Genomic DNA, 16,605 nt, shown 5'->3' with positions numbered 1-16,605 from the left:
AATCCCAGCATTTCGCTGTAATTTCCATCCACATATTTCGCTACAGCGAGATCGTAGAGACCCTCACCCAGGTTGGCAAAGGCAAAGGCACCGTTTGCCATATCAACATCCGCTTTTGCGACCGCATTGTTGAAACGGGTCCCGTTCTCATCCGGAACCGGGGTGGTTTCGTCTGTCTCGTAGGTACCCTCTTCATAGGCGAAGACAACAAGTGCATCGCTCGTCGCATTGAAATCGCCGATATCGAGAATCTCTCCTTCGATGGCTCCCAGCGCCGCCATATCATCGAGATGGACGGTCGGTTTCAGCATCATTTTGCCATTCCCGGTCTCATGCAGTACATGGCAAAGATCGAAATCGGCTTTCAGGGTGACATTGGCATCGTGTGCGAGGTCGAAATCACCGGTCAGCTTGTATCCACTCTGTGCCCCACTCGGAACGAAGAGATTCTCTGTCGTATTGTCTTCGTACAGCACATAGGAGCCTTCATTGTATTGATGGCCCTGGTTATTTGCAACAGAATCGAGCAGCAGTCGAATCTGTGTATAGTGGCCGGCCGGAAGTGTCACGCCTGCAAGCCTCATACCTTCGTCGGTTCGCAGCTGAAGAAGATCGAAGGTGGCCGATCCGTTGAAATCCTGAGCGGTTATCCAGCCTGCCCCAGAGTGATGATACCTGATCTCACGAACATGCACGAAAATCCCCCGCACATCACGCATCTCCTCGCACTGACCTATCTCGCAGGACTCTTCCATGTCGGTCGTGTCAATCGAAACCTCATTGATACCATGGTGTACGGAGACGTTACATTTCATACCCAGTACTTCGGCGAAATCGTAGTCGATATACCTTGCCACGACCAAGTCGTATCGTCCCGCCGGAAGATAGGAGAGTGTGAAAGCCCCTGTATCCATATCGACCTTCGCACTGCTGACCGCTTCCGTAAAGAGCGAACCGTTTTCGTCGGGAATCGTCTCTTCGGGACGAAAATCGCCTCTTTCATAAATATAGACCACGACTCTTTCGAGTGCGGGGTCGAAATCGCCGATATTGGTGATATTCCCTTCGATCGACCCCGACAGGCTGTCATGGGCCACACGCAAAAAAGGCTTCAACAGATAACCGAATCCTGTACGCAGCACCGACTTGTGGAGATCAAAGTCGACCGTCGCTTCCACATGCCCGTCCGATATGATAACCGAACCTTTTACATCGATCTTTCCGCTGGGAACGAAAAGCGTTTCATTGTCATCGTTGTCGATCTCTATACGGCACTGCGAAGCATCGAGCCTGAAGCGCAGCTTATACGCACCATCCGGCAGTGTCGCATCGAGCAGTTTGATGCGCTTTCCGTCTTGAAGTTCGAGCAGATTCACCGTTCTGGGCCCGCTGAAATCCTCGAACTCCTGCCAACCACCTGTCCGTTTGTACTCGATGGAGTCGATCGTCACGTAAACAGCTGTCACATTCTCATCCAGGAGCGGCGCATCCGTCATATAGAGCGACACCGATCCGCTTCCGTCCGAGGAGCCGCCCCCGCCACCACACGCAACGAAAAAGAGTGCTGCCATAACCGAGAGCAGCGCCATCATCCATTTCCTCATACTCATCTCCTTTTACCGATTGCAGGATATCCTGTTTTGCCAATGCTATCACAAAACCGTTAGCGGAACGTTAGCGATAAAACGGTCCGGTCATTTGATGTATAATACGCTCAATATTTTTCCGAAAAGAGAGTCATGCCGATCAGGATCGTCGCCAAAAACAAGAAAGCCTTTCACGACTACGAAATCATCGAAAAACTCGAGGCGGGAATCGAACTGCTGGGAAGCGAAGTCAAATCGATCCGCATGGGACGCGTAAATCTGAAAGACAGCTATGTCCGCATCGTCAAAGGGGAGATGTGGGTTTTCGGCATGCACATCTCGTTTCTCGAAAGCACCAATCCGCACTACAAACCGGATGAAAAGCGGCCCAGGAAGCTGCTGCTGCATCGCAAACAGATCGACAAATGGTACGGCAGGGTCAAACAGGAGGGTCTGGCGATCGTTCCCCTGATGCTCTATTTCAACGAACGGAACAAAGCGAAACTGCAGATCGCACTGGCAAAAGGGAAAAAACTACACGATAAAAGAGAGGCATTGAAGAGAAAAACCGTCGAACGCGAAGCGCAGGCGGCGATGAAACAGAGATATTAGAAAATATCTCCAAACCAGCAGGTTTAATGTTTTTTCATCTGGAAAATTGTCCAGGTCGGTGCAATGCCAACAGCTGCGACAGCATATACGGTTGCGATAAGCTCCATCGGTGTCATATAACCACTCCTATTATAAAATTTTGTAATTGCATTATCTCTTCTCAAACCTTTATGTTCAATTAATTTTATCAATTCTTATCAATATTTTCAAAATTATTGTTTATTATAATTTTTAATAGAATATCAGCTTATGGAATGCCGACATTTCCACCACTGCCCTCTTCCAGACTGTATCGGGCCCGTTTTTATGTTTTTTTTTGGCACAATAAAGGAAGAGAGCGAAAACCTGTCTCAAGCAGCACCTGACACAGTGGGATGCTTGCATAGCGCCTGGTACGGCAGGGGAAGGAATGAGAGAGGTTCTATTGAAGGAGGTGAGATGTTTTCGACCATGCACAATCAAAAGAGGGCGGAAGAGCTGATAGAGGATGCGAAAGAGCTGATTGCCTCGATCGATGAAACATTCATCAATGCCAGAGAGCGGCTGAAAAAGAAGATCAGCGAGATCGATACAACACGCCTGCGGTTGATCAAACAGACGCTTGCAAAATTCCGTGAACGTTTCGAAACGATCGAAAACGAAAATCCTATCGAGCTGACCCCGGTATCCGAAAGGGCGCTCGCCGAACAGCTTCAGTCACTCTACGAAAAAGCCGATATCGAACCGGTGGAGATCAAAGAGGTGCGTAGAGGAAAGGGAGGGGCCTTTTTCGCTTCACTGATCGCCGTGGTTGTCATGGCTGCAGCAGCACTCATCATCGGAGCCGTCGGAACGGGCCAGCCTCTTGCACCGGAGACATTTATGGATATTTCCCGTCTGGAAAAGATTTTGACATGGCTCAGCGGTGGTGCCTTCGACCCGCAGATGGGCAGTCCGCTTTTCGGCGCGGTCGGTCTCGGTATCGCAGTTATCGCAGTCTGGATGATCACCTGGTCGATCATGATGGGCAAAGCGGCCAGACGCAATCTGGCTATAGCGGAAGAGGTTCATGCCGAAGCGGAAAAATATCATCAGAAAAAAGCCCATTATACCGATGCGATCGGCAGATTGCTCGAGGAACTCGATGCATTGGAGAACATTCTCTACACCTGCGATATCTATATGCAGGAGTTCAATGCCATTCTGCAGCGCATCATTCACACCGAAGGAAGGGACTTCGAAGCCTACAAAAACAGCTCGAAAGATATTGTCAAACGTGCCGCGGAATGTGAAGAATCCCTTGTACCGCTTCTTAACATCGCCATCGTAACCTCGGAAGGAACCCCTTCGAAGCAGCTTTCCATGGCCATCTCAAACGGTGAGCGTCTCGTTCTCGCATTGATTGAAGAGAGGCCCATCCCTGCGCCGGAGGAGCTGGTTTCGGTATCGGAGGAGCCCACCATGCCGGAATACGAAAAACCGGAAGAGGAAAAAGAGTCTCTAAAAATTGAAACGACAGATGCGTCACAGAAAATTGTCTGATGGCATGAAGAGAGAAGGCTTCTTTTTTTCCGAAGGCTCATCGCAGAAGAAGAGGAGTGATGTCTTTCGCCTTTCTGGGCTTGCTGAAATAGAAGCCCTGCATCTCGTCACATCCCATTTCGCTTAGAATCTTTTTCTGTGCAGCGGTTTCCACCCCTTCGGCAATCGTCGTCACACCAAGTGCATGTGCGAGTGCGATGGAAGCATTGACAATGGCGCGATCCGATTCGTTGGTTTCGATATCCATGACGAACGACCGGTCAATTTTGAGTTTGTCGACAGTGAACTGTTTGAGATTGGCCAGAGAGGAGTAGCCGGTACCGAAATCGTCAATGGAAAACTTGAATCCCATGTTCTGTAACTTTTCGATCGTCCGATAGCCCGATTTTTTCGAATGCATGAATGTGGTTTCGGTGATTTCGAACTCGATGGAAGCATGATCGATTCCATACTTTCCGATCATCTCCTCGACGAAACTGCTCCAATTTTCGTCCATCAGTTGTCGTCGTGAAAGATTGATCGCTACGAGTATATCTTTCACCCCTTTTTCGGTCCACTCCACTATCTGGCGGCAACACTCTTCGAATACCCATTTTCCGATTTTGATGATCAGGTCACTCTCTTCGGCAATCGGGATAAACTCCGCCGGAGGGATAAGGCCGATGATCGTCTCATTGACACGCAGAAGGGCTTCGACCCCGGTTACACGTTCCGTTTTCAGATCGAGTTGCGGCTGATAGAGTATATAGAAGTTCCCGTGACGCAATGCATCTTTCAGGGCACGTTCGATCATATAGTGACGCTTGACGTTGTTGTCGAGTGACCGGGAGTAGTATTGGAAGCGGTTTTTCCCCTTCTCTTTGGCCCGATACATCGCCATATCCGCAAACTGAATCAATTCATCCTTGTCGTTGCTGTCTTCGGGAAAGAGAGAAATACCGATACTCGCACCCAGTTCGTATACCTCATTGCCAACATGAAATGGCCGGTTGATTTCCTGGATGATTTTCTTCGCAATGTACATCGGTGCATCGATATGATCGACATTCTCGACAATCAGCAGGAACTCATCTCCGCCAAGCCGGCCAAAAATATCGCTCTCGCGCAGAATATTCTGAATACGCTGGGAACACTCCAGCAACACTTTGTCTCCTGCACTGTGGCCCGCCGTGTCGTTGATCTCTTTGAAGTTGTCGAGATCGATGAAAAAAAGCGCGCCGCCATACGCACTCCGCTTGCTCCGTTTCAGAGCCTCCTGAAGACGTTCGAAAAGCAGCATCCGGTTGGGCAGCTGTGTCAAGGCATCGTGGGTTGCAGTAAAATGAAGTTTTTCGCGTGATTTCTGCAACTCCGATATATCGGTCAGCATCGCGACACGGTGCGTTGCCTCCCCGCTCTCATTGAAGACGGTATCGATCGTCAGCCACGCAAGCAGATTCGGATGGTTTTCTCTCAATATCGTGACTTCACCATGGAAAAAATTTTTATTTTCAATCATTCTGACAATGTTGTTCATTGTCTCCTGGTCGAAAAAGCGGCTGAAATTCTCCATGCTGAAATCGGAAAGTTCGCCATCCTCGACACCGAGCATCCGGCTGAATGCATCGTTGACCTCAAAGTAGTTGCCATCGGTCGATGCGATCAGAATCCCTTCCGTTGCATCTTCGAAAATCTTCTTGATGACGTTGAGATAGTCGATCGATTTTTTCTCCGCCGTCATATCCCTGATGATTGTTATGGCCGTACGTTTGCCGCTCTCTTTCATATTGGTCGGCATGATACGGGCTTCGAAGAAGAGTCTTTCGTGTTTTACAATCATGGGATAGTTGATGATTTTCAACCGGTTTGTTTCGATCGCCTCTTTCGTCGCATCGAAAAACATCTTGGCGTACTCCGGCGGAAAGATTTCATCGATCTTTCTTCCGATCACCTCATCCCTGGGGAGGTAGAGAAGTTCGTCTCTTCCCTGCGAAAGGATATCGAGATATCTTCCATCTTCGTCAACGTAGAAAATTAGATCGGGAATCACTTTGATCAGTGCAGTGATACGCTGCTGATAACTCTCCTTCGATGCTTCGAGCAGTTCCTCCATCTCTTTTGACGAGATATCAAGAGAGCGTTCGAGCAGATAACGGTCTTCATCGTTGTTGACAAATGTATCGTCGAGTTTTTCGAGAAATTTGTGCCATTCGTCAATCGAAGGTGTCGTATCGGCCGCCAACCCGCTCTTTTTCAGGATTCGCCGAAGCAGTCGGTGCATATTATACTTCCCAGATCAGCGTCAGTGTCATCGTTTGGTTGTGCAGATCGCACTGCCCCGAATGCATCGGGGAAATTTCGCCATAGGAGTAAAAACCGATCTGACGTGTTCCTTCCGGAAGGACGTCGAGTGTCGCTTCCAGTTCCTCTTCCGTGCGTTGTTTCAGCAGCAGTTTTCTGCCGACGCAGCTGATTGCAATGCTGAGGGCATCCATTTTGACATCCTCTCCCTCCGCCATTGTTTCCGCCGCTTCGTATGCACCATCGATCAGCCGGTCGAAATTCGCCTTCATAAACGTCGCAAACCCTCCTTCCGGCATATCCCCGGCAAATGTAATCGACTGTTCCTCCTCGTTGACTGCCAGCACAGTACGCACCTTGATCTCTTCGCCATCCTTCGATTCACGTATCGCCAGGGGGAAAAGGAGTGCACTGGCCGGCAGTTCGTCGGCATGTTTTCCCAAATAGCGTTTGTACACTTCAAGTGCCGGTTCGTTGTTGAGTGTATAGAGAATATTTTTGTGAGAGGAGGTGATTTCCCGCTCGATTCCGAATTTGTCCCATCCTCCCTGATACCCGGATGCGATACGGAAGTGATCACCGTAAAAACCGATCGCACTGACCAGGCCCGATCTTGGATTACACTCGCTTTCAAGCACATAGGTGCGTTCGAATCGATCATCATCGCCGGCCAATCCTCCCGTCACAACGACATGTTCCGGCAGAACACTGTTCAGTCCCTGCGTCAGTTCCGTTCCATTGATCGTCAATCCTTCACTGATGATCAACACGGCTTTGAGGTCGTCGGCTGTGAGCGCCTGGGCAAGTTCCCTGCCGATTCTTTCGGATTCGTCCGGTGAAGCGATGGAGCGTTCGGCTTTTTTGACCCGGCTTTTCTCCAATTGAACGACCGCAACCACGAGTGAATCTTCAAAAAGTTCGTTGTCGAAAATTTCACCGGCACTCGAGCATCCGGCAACTTTTGATTTCGGATAGGCGCGGCATACTTCCCCGATGGCATCCTGTACACGCTCGTTGCGCCCCATTTCGCCAAACATCAGCACCATGGTCCGTTCGGAGTCGAGTGAGGTGTCGAACGGTTCGTTCCACCCATCCAGATAGCGATACATTCGGATTTTCATCTATTGTTCCTTCTCTACCAATCGATAATATTATTGTATTTTACAATATTGTGACAACTTACCGGCACAGCCCCACTCCGACTTCTCCTGTCCAATCTCGCATTTTGCACGACGCTGAAGCCGCAGACAGGGATATAGTGTATATATTTCAATAATATCGTATTTACCATTGAAATAGTTAAAATTCCTCTTCAAGCTTTACGGAGAAGGCAGAAGAAGGATTTTAACGATGGTTACCTTTTGGATAGGCATATCTCTCCTGTCCGTTGCCACTTTCGAAATGTTATATACCGTCTGCATACCCTCTTTGACATATCCGAAAATCGTGTAATGGCCATTGAGCCAGGGCGCCCTTCCGACAGTAATAAAAAACTGGCTGCGGTTGGTATTGGGTCCGGCATTGGCCATTGCAAGCATACCCGGACGGTCGAAAACGACATTGGGGGCAAATTCGTCTTTGAACGGTTTGTGCCAGATCGAATCGCCTCCCCGACCGCTTCCGGTGGGGTCCCCGCTCTGAATCATGAAGCCCCGGATAACCCGGTGAAAGGGTACACCATCGTAGTATCCCTCCTTCACATGTTTGAGAAAATTTTCACTCGCGAGGGGAGCCCAGTCGGGACGTATCTCCAGAACGATATCCCCCATCGTTGTCTGCATACGGACGAGAGGATGGTATTGGGATTCCGCTGGATCCGTCAGCGGGTTTGCCTGCAAAAAACAGACCGCAACAAGCAGTATGAAAAGAGTTCGTTTCATCAAAAACCTTACATTGTCTCAGTGAACATATTTTAGCAAAACTCATTGCGATATGGCATCTTGTCAATAGAGGTTAAAAAAGATAGTGTTGGGGAAACAGTGGAATATCCACCGTTCGTAAAAGGGAGAAAAAAAGAAGCCCCAAAGGGAATGGGGGCTTTTATTATTTGCGGCGAAGCTCTTTGATACGTGCCGCTTTGCCTCGGAGACTGCGGAGATAGTAGAGTTTTGCACGGCGCACACGACCGCGACGCACCACTTCGATACCTTCGATACTGTCACTGTAGAGTGGGAAGATACGCTCGACACCGATATTGTTCGCACCGATTTTCCGGACAATAAAAGTTTTGCCTGTTCCCTCTCCACGGATGGAGATACAGACACCTTCGAAATTCTGTACACGGGTTTTGTCACCCTCTTTGATGTTGACCGCGACGCGGACCGTATCGCCGGCTCGGAAATCCGGGATATTCTTGCTTGCCATCTGAGCTTGTTCGAAAGACTCAATATATCGATTTTTCATCACTTTCCCTTTGGGTAAATTTCAAATATCGTTCAGGTCGAAAATATTTTGTTTTGGCTAATGCCAGCCTTTTTTTCAGGGCGTTAATTTTACTATGGTTTCCCTTTAATAATTCTGAAGGAATACTTAAATTATGGAAACTTTTAGGTCGTGTGAACGACGGTGCCTCCAACAGGGTCGTTTCGAAACTTTCCGTCTCGAGCGACTCCACATTCCCAAGCACACCGGGAACGAGCCGGCAGACGGCATCGGCCATCACGAGCGACGGCAGTTCACCGCCGGTCAGTATATAGTCGCCGATCGAGAAAATCTCGTCGGCACACAGTTCAATCAGGCGCTCGTCGATACCTTCGTACCGTCCGCTCACAAAAGCCACGTGCCGCTTCTGCGAAGCCAGACGTCTTGCATCCGACTGCCTGAAAGGTTTGCCCACCGGGGACGTCACGATGATGTGCACGTCCGGTGACTCTTTTTTCAGATGGTTCAGCGTATCGTAGAGAGGCTGCGCCATCATGACCATTCCGGCCCCGCCTCCCGCTGCCGTATCATCGACTTTTCTGTGTTTGTCGGTCGTGAAATCGCGGGGGTTGAGGTAGTCAACCGAAATAAGCCCTTTCGCGATCGCCCGTTTCAGAATGGAGTCTTCAAAATAGCCCTCCATCAGCGGCTTGAAAAGCGTGACGAACGTAAACCGCATCAGCTCGCGTCCAGAATCGCTTTGGCTCCCTTTGTCAGAACCTTTTTCGCATCCAGATCGACCCGGTCAATGTAGCGATCGATATAGGGAATCAGAAAGCTTTTCGCAGCACCCTTTTCTACCAGTCTTGCCGCCGTCTCGACGACCAGATAATCGGTGCCGGCCAATCTTTCGATCTCATTTACGCTTCCCAGAAGTTCACCGGAATCCTCCACATCGAGGCCGATAATCTGATACCAGAAGTACTCGTCCTTTTTGAGTTTGCATGCCGCTTCGCCCATCTCTTTCGTCGTATAGAGATAGGCATTGGTCAGACTCTTCGCGTCGTCGACGGTATCGAAGCCTTCAAATCGCACGGTCCCGCGTTCCGCATTGTAAGAGCGGATGGTCAGATCGCCGCGGTCGCTCATGAATGTGGCACCCTTTTTGAACTGTTCCGGGAAATCGCACAGCAGATTGAGGCGCAGATCGCCGCGAAGGCCAACCGTTTTGCCGATTCGTGCAACCGGCAGTCTGTCGGCTTCCTTCACCTCTACTCTCCGGTCGTTCTGACGTTGACCCGATAGCTGATGCCGTCCTTCGCTTTGCAGCCACTGATCAGCGTTTTGAGCGCATTGATCATACGCCCCTCTTTTCCGATCAGCTTGCCGGCATCCTCTTTGTGCGCATAGATAATGATTTCATCGAAATTCTCACCGAGATTGTTGCGTTCGACAACGATATCTTCCGGATGAGAAGCGATCAGTTTCGCGAAATCACGCACAAAGATCTCGATCATCGCTTACTTGCCTGCGAGTTTCTTGACGCGCTCACTCGGCTGTGCACCGACGCTCAGCCAGTAGTTGTAGCGCTCTTCGTCGAGTTTGATCGTTTTCGGATCCGTCATCGGATCGTAGTATCCGATCGATTCGATCCAGCCGCTGTCGCGTCGCTTTCGGCTGTCCGTTACGACGATGCGGTAGAAGGGTCGTTTCTTGCGTCCCATGCGTGTCAATCTGATTACTGTCATTGTTTCTCCTTAAAATCTGTCTTTTTTCAATTGCTAAGAGGCACTGACCTAAACGAATGACGGGTTCGTTTAGGTCAGTGTCCCGAAGAGAACTAGCGTGGAAAACTGCCGCCCTGCATCTGGCTCATCATATTCTGCAGATCCTGCATCCCTTTTTTGCCCGAAAACTTTTTTGCCATTTTCGCCGCGTTTTTGAACTGTTTGAGCACCTTGTTCACTTCCATCTGGCTGAGCCCCGCACCCTGTGCCAAACGCCGCTTTCGGCTGTTGTTCAGCAGATCCGGATTCTCCCGCTCTTTCGGTGTCATCGAGCTGATCAGCGCTTTGATCTTTTTGATCTCTCCCGAATTTTCAAGATCGAGATCTTTGATGGCACCCGCCATTTTGTTCATGCCTGGAATCATGCCGATCAACGATTTCAAGGAGCCCAGCTTCTTCATCTGCTCGAGCTGTTCGAGGAAATCGTTGAAGTTGAACTGCCCTTTTTTGATCTTTTTGGCGACGCGCTTCGCCTCTTTTTCATCGATGACAGCCGATGCCTTTTCCGCCAGGGATTCGATATCGCCAGCGCCCATCAGGCGCCCAACGATCCGGTCGGGAATAAAAACTTCGAGATCAGGCATCTTCTCGCCCGATCCGATGAAGCGCAACGGCACACCGACCTGTTTGGCGATGCCAAGCGCAACACCCCCTTTGCTGTCACCGTCGTACTTGCTGAGAATGACACCGGTCAGTCCCAGCTCTTTGTTGAAGGCAGCGGCACTTCGCACGGCATCCTGGCCGGTCAGCGAGTCGGCGACATAGAAGATCTCGTCGGGCTGAAGAATCTCTTTGACCCGCTTGATCTCATCCATCAACTCCTGATCGATTGCCAGGCGTCCGGCGGTATCGACGATGAGAACGTCATAATTCCCCTCTTTCGCCTTCTCGAGAGCCCGCTTCGCCACTTCGACGGGATCGTTGATCGACTCATCGGCAAAAACGTCGACTTCGATCTGATCCGCAATCTGGCGAAGCTGTTCGACCGCCGCGAGACGCTGAAGGTCGGCAGCCGCCAGCAGCACTCTCTTTTTGCGGAGTTTGAGGTAGTAGGCGAGTTTTCCTGATGTCGTCGTTTTGCCCGACCCCTGAAGCCCCGCCATCATCACGACGGTCGGCGGCGTCGGGCTGTAGACGAACCCCTGTTTGCCGGGAGCTGTCAGAATTTCGGTCAGCTCTTTTTTCAGTGCTTTGAGAAAATTCTCTTTTCCGATTCCCTTGCGTTTTGTTTCACGTTCGACGACACTCAAAAGTTCCTTGACGACTTTATGGTGTACATCGGCCTTCAGCAACGACTTTTTCAGCTCGTCCAATGCACGCTTCAGGGCTTTTTCATCGTCTTTGAAGCGGATTTTGTTGATGGCATTCTGAAAACTGTTGCTCAGTGACTCAAACACGGGTTCTCCTACCTTTTATACAGGGTTCTACAAAGTGCGGAATTTTACCTTATAAAGACTTTAATTTTAATTAAATATAAGATTTTCCGCAATGCGGAAAATCTGTCATTTGTATATTGGTTATTGGTCATTAGGAGTGACTGAATCCTTTCCCAATGACAGCGTGCGAAGTGACCAATATTTTCTGTCAGCCTCCCGCCAGAACGTCGAATCCTTTGGGCTCGGGTGCGCGGAAATCGTAGCCCAGCAGCTTCATCTCCAGCGCATGCAGCAGCATCCGGTTGGTCTGGGCGCTCGTGACGCCGTACTGACGGTCACCGATGATCGGATGGCCGATGCTTTTGAGATGGACCCGTATCTGGTGGGTGCGACCCGTCTCGATGACGACCCGGAGTTTGGTTCTGTGCCCCGATATCATGACCGGCTCGATATGGGTGATCGCCTCCTTGCCTTTCCGGTCGACTTTGCTGTAGGCGTGGCCATTCTGTTTGATCGTCTTGAGCGGCTTGTCGATCGTCATCGGCTCGCTGACGATGCCGTCGACCCAACAGGTGTAGACTTTGTAGACGGCACGGGCTTTGAATGCCTCCGTGGCCTTCTTTTCGAACGCCTTGGTTTTGGCCAGAAGCAGCACTCCGCTCGTCTCCCGGTCGAGGCGATGAAGCAGCCTTCCGTCGGGAACCTCCCGCGCCGCTTCGTCACTGGTCAGAAAAGCCGGTTTGTTGAGTGCCGCCACTTCGTCATTCTCGTACAGTACATCGACTTTGTGAAGTTTCAGAACGCGGAACTTCGTGTCGACCGGCAATTCACCCCGGGCGATCGCCACCTTTTTGTTGCCTACATAGACGACGCCCCGGTCAATCAGCTCTTTTGCCTTTGAATTGGAGAGCCCCATCTGGACCGCCAACAGTTTATACGCTTTCTCTTTTTCCATCCTGTCCCATTTCCTCAACTTGCTTTTACAGCCATCTTGTGTTTCCGCTTTCGCATCGATAATATCCAGACTTCACCCATCCATCTCCCGGATGAACTGCATCAGCTTCTCCGTTTTCGGCAGACGGATACGCTTCCGTTTGGAGCTCTCCCCGGAAAGGAGAACGATGCCGCTTTTCGGTGCCTTGAAACATTTTCCCAGATATTTTACCAGCTCTTTGTTGGCTGCCCCTTCGACTGCCGGTGCCTTGACCTTCACCTTCAGCGTGTCGTCAAAAATACCGACGATTTCGTTTTTCGAGCTTCCCGGCCTGGCATTGATGAAAAGATCAATCCAACCATCCGTTTCATCATACCACATCGCGAATCCCTTTCAGAACCGGTTCGAGCGACAGAGGTGTCTTCAGTCGAAGCGGTTCGGCGGCAAGAGCCGCATCGAGCGCTTTTGTCAAATCATCCAAGTCGGAGAAGATCGCTCCCTCCACTGCGGAAAACATCGCCTGCTGATTGAAGATCTCATAGCCGCTGACAAGGCGGCAGCCGAACGGCAGAACCTCGGCAGGATTGTGTCCCCCGACCGGAGCGAAAGCACCACCCAGCACAACGATATCGCTGATCGCATACATATTTACCAGCTCGCCCATGACATCGACAAGCACGATATCGTACTCCAGCGAGGCCGTCTCGCTCCAGCGCCCGAATCGCAATCCGTGCTGACTCGATGCCTTCTCGAGCATCACGGCAACTCTATCGAACCGCTCCGGATGACGCGGCACGACAATAAGTTTCGCATCGGGATGGCGCTCTCTCCATGCGATGAAAGCCTTTACGATGCCCTCTTCTTCCCCTTCATGCGTACTGGCCGCCGTCACGACGATGCCCGCCGGCTTCGGATAGAGTTTTGTCGGTTTCGCCGGCTGGGCGAGTTTGATATTGCCCGTAACCTGTACGTTGACCGCACCAAGTTCCTCAAGACGTACCTTGTCCTTTTCACTCTGGGCGTACACTGCATCGATCTGGGAGAATATTTTTCTGTAAAACCAGCCGATACGCCGGTAGTTTCGATAGGAGCGGTCCGAAATTCTGGCATTGATCAGAAAGGTTTTGGCGCCACGCCGTTTCGCCAGATAGAAGAGAAGATACCAGAGTTCCGCCTCCATCACCACCAATGCTTTTTGCGGTTTTATCCAGAACCAGAGCAACGGTTCGAACGGAAGATAACGCACCGCTTTCGCCAATTTTTTCGCTTCCGAATATCCGGTCTGTGTCGTTGTCGTGAGTGCCGTTTCCTCTTCACCGAACGCCTCGATCAGCGGCTTCAGGGCACGCGTCTCTCCGAAACTGCAGGCGTGAAACCAGATTCTGTTTTCCGGAAGCGGCGGATTGCGCCAGAGAAAAAAGCGTGCCGGAATCGACTCGCGATACTTTTTTTTGAATGAGAAAAGGAGAATGAGGGGTAAAAAAACGAGATAGATCCCCCACACCAGAAGTGTGTAGAGGATTGTAAAGAGTGTGTTATTCAGCGGTCTCTTCTTCTTTCTGTACTTCGAGATAGAGTATGCGTCCGCAGTGCGGGCATGTCGTGATCTCTTCCCCTTTGATCACTTCGGCATAGGTCTTGTCGTTGATCTTCATGAAACATCCCATGCACGCCTGCTTGCGGACCGGCACGACAGCCGTGTTCTTCGCCCATCGGCGGATCTTGTCGTAGAACGCAAGAATTTTCTGGCTCATTTTCGAAACCAGCTCCTGCTTCTTCTTGAAAAACTCCTGCTTCTCCTTCTCGATTTCGGCAAGCTCTTTTTCGACCTCTTCCTTCAGCAAAGCGCTCTTCTCCTGCAGGGCCGCGAGTTCCGCCTTTTTCGTTTCGATCTCTTCGTTGCGCGTTTCGATCAGATTCTCGAGACGGCCGATCTCCTCATGGGCGAAATCGAGCTGCTCTCTGGCGATCTCCTCCTCGAGCTGCAGCGCTTTGATCTCTTTTTCCGTCTTCGCTTCGGCACTCTTCTTTTTGTTGGCATCCAGTTTGTCGGTCAGTTCCTGGATGTGCAGGTCGTTTTTCGCCTTTTTGAGTTCGGCATCCCGAATATCCTCTTCGAGTTCGAGAATCTCACGTTCGACACCGCTCTCCTGCTCTTCGACTTCGGCCAGTTTGGCACGCGCCTCCGCGATTCTTGGCTCGAACGCATCAATGGCCTGATCGATTTTGGATAGTTCTATAAGCTCTTCAAGATGCTTGTTCATGGATTGTGTTTCCTTATCAGATGTAGGTGAAGGGGTTGATTGATTGCGCAATTATAACCGGAATCGGCAAATTTTTCAAATGGGGTGCCATCGCATCGGCAAAAAACTTTTCACTTTCGAAATGGCCGATATCGGCCATCATGAGCCTTTTGGAGAGCGCTTTCATCGCGTCGTGAAACTTGATGTCGCCGGTCAGGAAGAGATCGGCATCGATGCTATCCATCAGGCTTGCACCCGCGCCTGTCGTCAACGCAATGCTGTGTATTCGCTCTTTCGTTCCGACAATCCGCATCGTGTCGAGACCGAGCCTCTCTTTGACCCTTTTGAGCAGTGTTTCGGTATGCCAGTCACCTTTTGCCGTGCAGACAAAACCCTCGCAGCCGGCCACGTCGAAGCCCAGAACGGTTTCGAAAACATACCGGTTCAGATGGGTCTGGTCGAAATTGGTGTGCATTGCGATCATCGTATGGCTCTTTTGTATCATGATACGCAGAAGATTGGCGGGGTATTCGCTCCAGACAAGCCGCTTGAGTCCCGAAAAGATCAATGGATGATGGAGAATGAAAAGCGTATGCTCTTCCGCCTCTTCGATCATCTGCAGATCGATGTCGACACTCAGTACAATGCGGCTTACCTCATCGCGTTCGCTTCCAAGAAGCAGACCGCTGTTGTCCCACGCCTCCTGCAGCTCGAAAGGGCTCAGTTCGTCGAGAATGCCGTAAATTTCACCGACCGTCACGCCGTTACACCTTTGATACGCGTTTCGCGTTCGGACTCCTGTGCCTTGTAGAGTTCCGCACACCCTTTGGCCAGATCGCGGATTTTCAGAATGTAGTTGGCGCGTTCGGTCACCGAAATCGCCTTTCGCGCATCAAGGGTGTTGAAGAGGTGCGACGCAATCATGCACTGGTCGTACGCCGGCAGCGGCAAACCCGCATCGAGACACCGCCGACACTCGTTCGCCGCCTCGTCGAAGTGACGAAACAGCATGGCGGTGTCGGCAATTTCGAAATTGTATTTGCTGAATTCGTATTCGCTCTCCTTGTGCACGTCGGCATAGGTGGTCACCTCCCCATCCTTCTCGTTCCAGACGATGTCAAAAACCGATTCGACACCCTGCAGATACATCGCCAGCCGCTCCGTTCCGTAGGTGATCTCGGCCGCGACCGGGTTGCATATGATGCCGCCGACCTGCTGAAAATAGGTGAACTGCGTCACTTCCATCCCGTCCAGCCACACTTCCCAGCCGAGCCCCCACGCGCCAAGTGTCGGAGACTCCCAGTTGTCTTCAACGAAGCGGATGTCGTGTCTGGAGAGGTCCAGCCCCAGGTATTCGAGGCTCTTGAGGTAGAGATCCTGAATGTCGTCGGGACTCGGCTTGATGAGCACCTGAAACTGGTAATAGGCGCCAAGACGGTTCGGGTTTTCCCCATAGCGGCCGTCGGTTGGACGTCGGCTGGGGGCCACGTAGGCGGCCCTCCACGGTTTGCTGTCCAGACTTCGAAGCAGTGTCGCCGGATGGAAGGTTCCCGCACCGGAGGGAATGTCGTAGGGCTGGACGATGTTGCAGCCCTGCTGGGCCCAGAAAGTCTGAAGTTTCAGAAGAAGGTCGGTGAATGTGATCATGTAAGGTCCAATGCTTTCTTGATTTTCGGTTCGTCGAATCCGCAGATCCACTGGCTGCCGATCAGCACAACGGGTACACCGCGACATCCATGCCGTTCGCAGTCTTTGGCTGCCTGCCGGTTGGTACTGATATCGATCGTTTTGAATTTGATGCCGTTTTTCTTGAAGAAGGTTTTGGCCCGCGTACACCAGACGCATCCCGGCGATGTAAACAGAACCACCTGCTTCTGTCGTTTCTTCGGTTTGGTTTCAGCCATT

19 protein-coding genes are annotated in these 16,605 nt (G+C 51.0%); 2 read left to right on the top strand and 17 right to left on the bottom strand.

Annotation, left to right across the window (positions count from 1 at the left end):
- A partial coding sequence (locus Q1K24_RS00720) for a DUF4382 domain-containing protein (RefSeq protein ID WP_300364637.1) occupies positions 1-1,604 on the bottom strand: 1,604 nt, incomplete at its 3' end.
- Between the two features lie 135 nt (positions 1,605-1,739).
- On the opposite strand from Q1K24_RS00720, the gene smpB reads away from it, so the two are divergent.
- Both smpB and Q1K24_RS00710 read left to right on the top strand, forming a co-directional pair.
- Positions 1,740-2,198: an SsrA-binding protein SmpB gene (gene smpB / locus Q1K24_RS00715; RefSeq protein ID WP_300364635.1), complete on the top strand. Its 459-nt coding sequence runs from the start codon at positions 1,740-1,742 to the stop codon at positions 2,196-2,198.
- A gap of 438 nt (positions 2,199-2,636) precedes the next feature.
- Positions 2,637-3,719 carry a hypothetical protein gene (locus Q1K24_RS00710; RefSeq protein WP_300364633.1) on the top strand — a complete coding sequence of 361 codons (1,083 nt, stop codon included), beginning with the start codon at positions 2,637-2,639 and terminating at the stop codon, positions 3,717-3,719.
- Between the two features lie 37 nt (positions 3,720-3,756).
- Here the strand turns inward: Q1K24_RS00710 and Q1K24_RS00705 are convergent, their stop codons facing one another.
- The 16 genes from Q1K24_RS00705 to Q1K24_RS00630 all read right to left on the bottom strand — a co-directional run bounded on the left by Q1K24_RS00705 (position 3,757) and on the right by Q1K24_RS00630 (position 16,604).
- Entirely contained in the window at positions 3,757-5,979 is a 2,223-nt protein-coding gene (locus Q1K24_RS00705; protein ID WP_300364631.1) for an EAL domain-containing protein, read from the bottom strand.
- Between the two features lies 1 nt (position 5,980).
- Positions 5,981-7,120: an FIST N-terminal domain-containing protein gene (locus tag Q1K24_RS00700; protein WP_300364629.1), complete on the bottom strand. Its 1,140-nt coding sequence runs from the start codon at positions 7,118-7,120 to the stop codon at positions 5,981-5,983.
- Positions 7,121-7,318: 198 nt separating this feature from the next.
- A complete protein-coding gene (locus Q1K24_RS00695; protein ID WP_300364627.1) occupies positions 7,319-7,879 on the bottom strand; it encodes a peptidylprolyl isomerase in 561 nt (186 codons plus the stop codon).
- Positions 7,880-8,042: 163 nt separating this feature from the next.
- Positions 8,043-8,402 (bottom strand): 50S ribosomal protein L19, encoded by a 360-nt coding sequence (rplS, locus tag Q1K24_RS00690; protein WP_300364625.1) that lies wholly within the window; start codon positions 8,400-8,402, stop codon positions 8,043-8,045.
- On the bottom strand, positions 8,383-9,099 hold the full coding sequence (gene trmD / locus Q1K24_RS00685) for a tRNA (guanosine(37)-N1)-methyltransferase TrmD (protein ID WP_300364623.1): 717 nt from the start codon (positions 9,097-9,099) through the stop codon (positions 8,383-8,385). The genes rplS and trmD overlap by 20 nt, the downstream gene beginning before the upstream one ends.
- Positions 9,099-9,629: a ribosome maturation factor RimM gene (rimM, locus tag Q1K24_RS00680; protein WP_300364621.1), complete on the bottom strand. Its 531-nt coding sequence runs from the start codon at positions 9,627-9,629 to the stop codon at positions 9,099-9,101. Before rimM ends, trmD begins: the two co-directional genes overlap by 1 nt.
- A 2-nt stretch (positions 9,630-9,631) precedes the next feature.
- Positions 9,632-9,877, bottom strand: coding sequence for a KH domain-containing protein (locus tag Q1K24_RS00675; RefSeq protein WP_300364619.1), 246 nt, complete (start codon positions 9,875-9,877; stop codon positions 9,632-9,634).
- 3 nt (positions 9,878-9,880) lie between these two features.
- Complete coding sequence (rpsP, locus tag Q1K24_RS00670) at positions 9,881-10,108, bottom strand: 30S ribosomal protein S16 (RefSeq protein ID WP_300364617.1); 228 nt, start codon at positions 10,106-10,108, stop codon at positions 9,881-9,883.
- Positions 10,109-10,200: 92 nt separating this feature from the next.
- Positions 10,201-11,544, bottom strand: coding sequence for a signal recognition particle protein (ffh, locus tag Q1K24_RS00665; RefSeq protein WP_300364615.1), 1,344 nt, complete (start codon positions 11,542-11,544; stop codon positions 10,201-10,203).
- A gap of 187 nt (positions 11,545-11,731) precedes the next feature.
- Positions 11,732-12,478 carry an RluA family pseudouridine synthase gene (locus Q1K24_RS00660; RefSeq protein WP_300364613.1) on the bottom strand — a complete coding sequence of 249 codons (747 nt, stop codon included), beginning with the start codon at positions 12,476-12,478 and terminating at the stop codon, positions 11,732-11,734.
- Positions 12,479-12,550: 72 nt separating this feature from the next.
- Positions 12,551-12,838 (bottom strand): DUF167 domain-containing protein, encoded by a 288-nt coding sequence (locus Q1K24_RS00655; protein WP_300364611.1) that lies wholly within the window; start codon positions 12,836-12,838, stop codon positions 12,551-12,553.
- Positions 12,828-13,979 carry a lipid IV(A) 3-deoxy-D-manno-octulosonic acid transferase gene (gene waaA / locus Q1K24_RS00650; protein WP_300364680.1) on the bottom strand — a complete coding sequence of 384 codons (1,152 nt, stop codon included), beginning with the start codon at positions 13,977-13,979 and terminating at the stop codon, positions 12,828-12,830. Before waaA ends, Q1K24_RS00655 begins: the two co-directional genes overlap by 11 nt.
- Before the next feature lie 13 nt (positions 13,980-13,992).
- Positions 13,993-14,721 (bottom strand): C4-type zinc ribbon domain-containing protein, encoded by a 729-nt coding sequence (locus Q1K24_RS00645; RefSeq protein ID WP_300364609.1) that lies wholly within the window; start codon positions 14,719-14,721, stop codon positions 13,993-13,995.
- 16 nt (positions 14,722-14,737) lie between these two features.
- On the bottom strand, positions 14,738-15,460 hold the full coding sequence (locus Q1K24_RS00640) for a Nif3-like dinuclear metal center hexameric protein (RefSeq protein ID WP_300364607.1): 723 nt from the start codon (positions 15,458-15,460) through the stop codon (positions 14,738-14,740).
- Entirely contained in the window at positions 15,457-16,347 is an 891-nt protein-coding gene (gene glyQ / locus Q1K24_RS00635; RefSeq protein WP_300364605.1) for a glycine--tRNA ligase subunit alpha, read from the bottom strand. The genes Q1K24_RS00640 and glyQ overlap by 4 nt, the downstream gene beginning before the upstream one ends.
- Positions 16,344-16,604: a glutaredoxin family protein gene (locus Q1K24_RS00630; RefSeq protein ID WP_300364603.1), complete on the bottom strand. Its 261-nt coding sequence runs from the start codon at positions 16,602-16,604 to the stop codon at positions 16,344-16,346. Before Q1K24_RS00630 ends, glyQ begins: the two co-directional genes overlap by 4 nt.
- Position 16,605 lies beyond the last annotated feature (1 nt).

Source organism: Hydrogenimonas sp. (genome assembly GCF_029932565.1).
GTDB lineage: Bacteria > Campylobacterota > Campylobacteria > Campylobacterales > Hydrogenimonadaceae > Hydrogenimonas.
This window is presented reverse-complemented; position numbering and strand designations above follow the sequence as displayed.

Coding starts and splice junctions, on each gene's coding strand:
- smpB (WP_300364635.1), top strand. CDS start 1,740: ATGCCGATCAGGATCGTCGCCAAAAACAAGAAAGCCTTTCACGACTAC.
- Q1K24_RS00710 (WP_300364633.1), top strand. CDS start 2,637: ATGTTTTCGACCATGCACAATCAAAAGAGGGCGGAAGAGCTGATAGAG.
- Q1K24_RS00705 (WP_300364631.1), bottom strand. CDS start 5,979: ATGCACCGACTGCTTCGGCGAATCCTGAAAAAGAGCGGGTTGGCGGCC.
- Q1K24_RS00700 (WP_300364629.1), bottom strand. CDS start 7,120: ATGAAAATCCGAATGTATCGCTATCTGGATGGGTGGAACGAACCGTTC.
- Q1K24_RS00695 (WP_300364627.1), bottom strand. CDS start 7,879: ATGAAACGAACTCTTTTCATACTGCTTGTTGCGGTCTGTTTTTTGCAG.
- rplS (WP_300364625.1), bottom strand. CDS start 8,402: ATGAAAAATCGATATATTGAGTCTTTCGAACAAGCTCAGATGGCAAGC.
- trmD (WP_300364623.1), bottom strand. CDS start 9,099: ATGCGGTTTACGTTCGTCACGCTTTTCAAGCCGCTGATGGAGGGCTAT.
- Q1K24_RS00675 (WP_300364619.1), bottom strand. CDS start 9,877: ATGATCGAGATCTTTGTGCGTGATTTCGCGAAACTGATCGCTTCTCAT.
- rpsP (WP_300364617.1), bottom strand. CDS start 10,108: ATGACAGTAATCAGATTGACACGCATGGGACGCAAGAAACGACCCTTC.
- Q1K24_RS00660 (WP_300364613.1), bottom strand. CDS start 12,478: ATGGAAAAAGAGAAAGCGTATAAACTGTTGGCGGTCCAGATGGGGCTC.
- Q1K24_RS00655 (WP_300364611.1), bottom strand. CDS start 12,838: ATGTGGTATGATGAAACGGATGGTTGGATTGATCTTTTCATCAATGCC.
- Q1K24_RS00645 (WP_300364609.1), bottom strand. CDS start 14,721: ATGAACAAGCATCTTGAAGAGCTTATAGAACTATCCAAAATCGATCAG.
- glyQ (WP_300364605.1), bottom strand. CDS start 16,347: ATGATCACATTCACCGACCTTCTTCTGAAACTTCAGACTTTCTGGGCC.
- Q1K24_RS00630 (WP_300364603.1), bottom strand. CDS start 16,604: ATGGCTGAAACCAAACCGAAGAAACGACAGAAGCAGGTGGTTCTGTTT.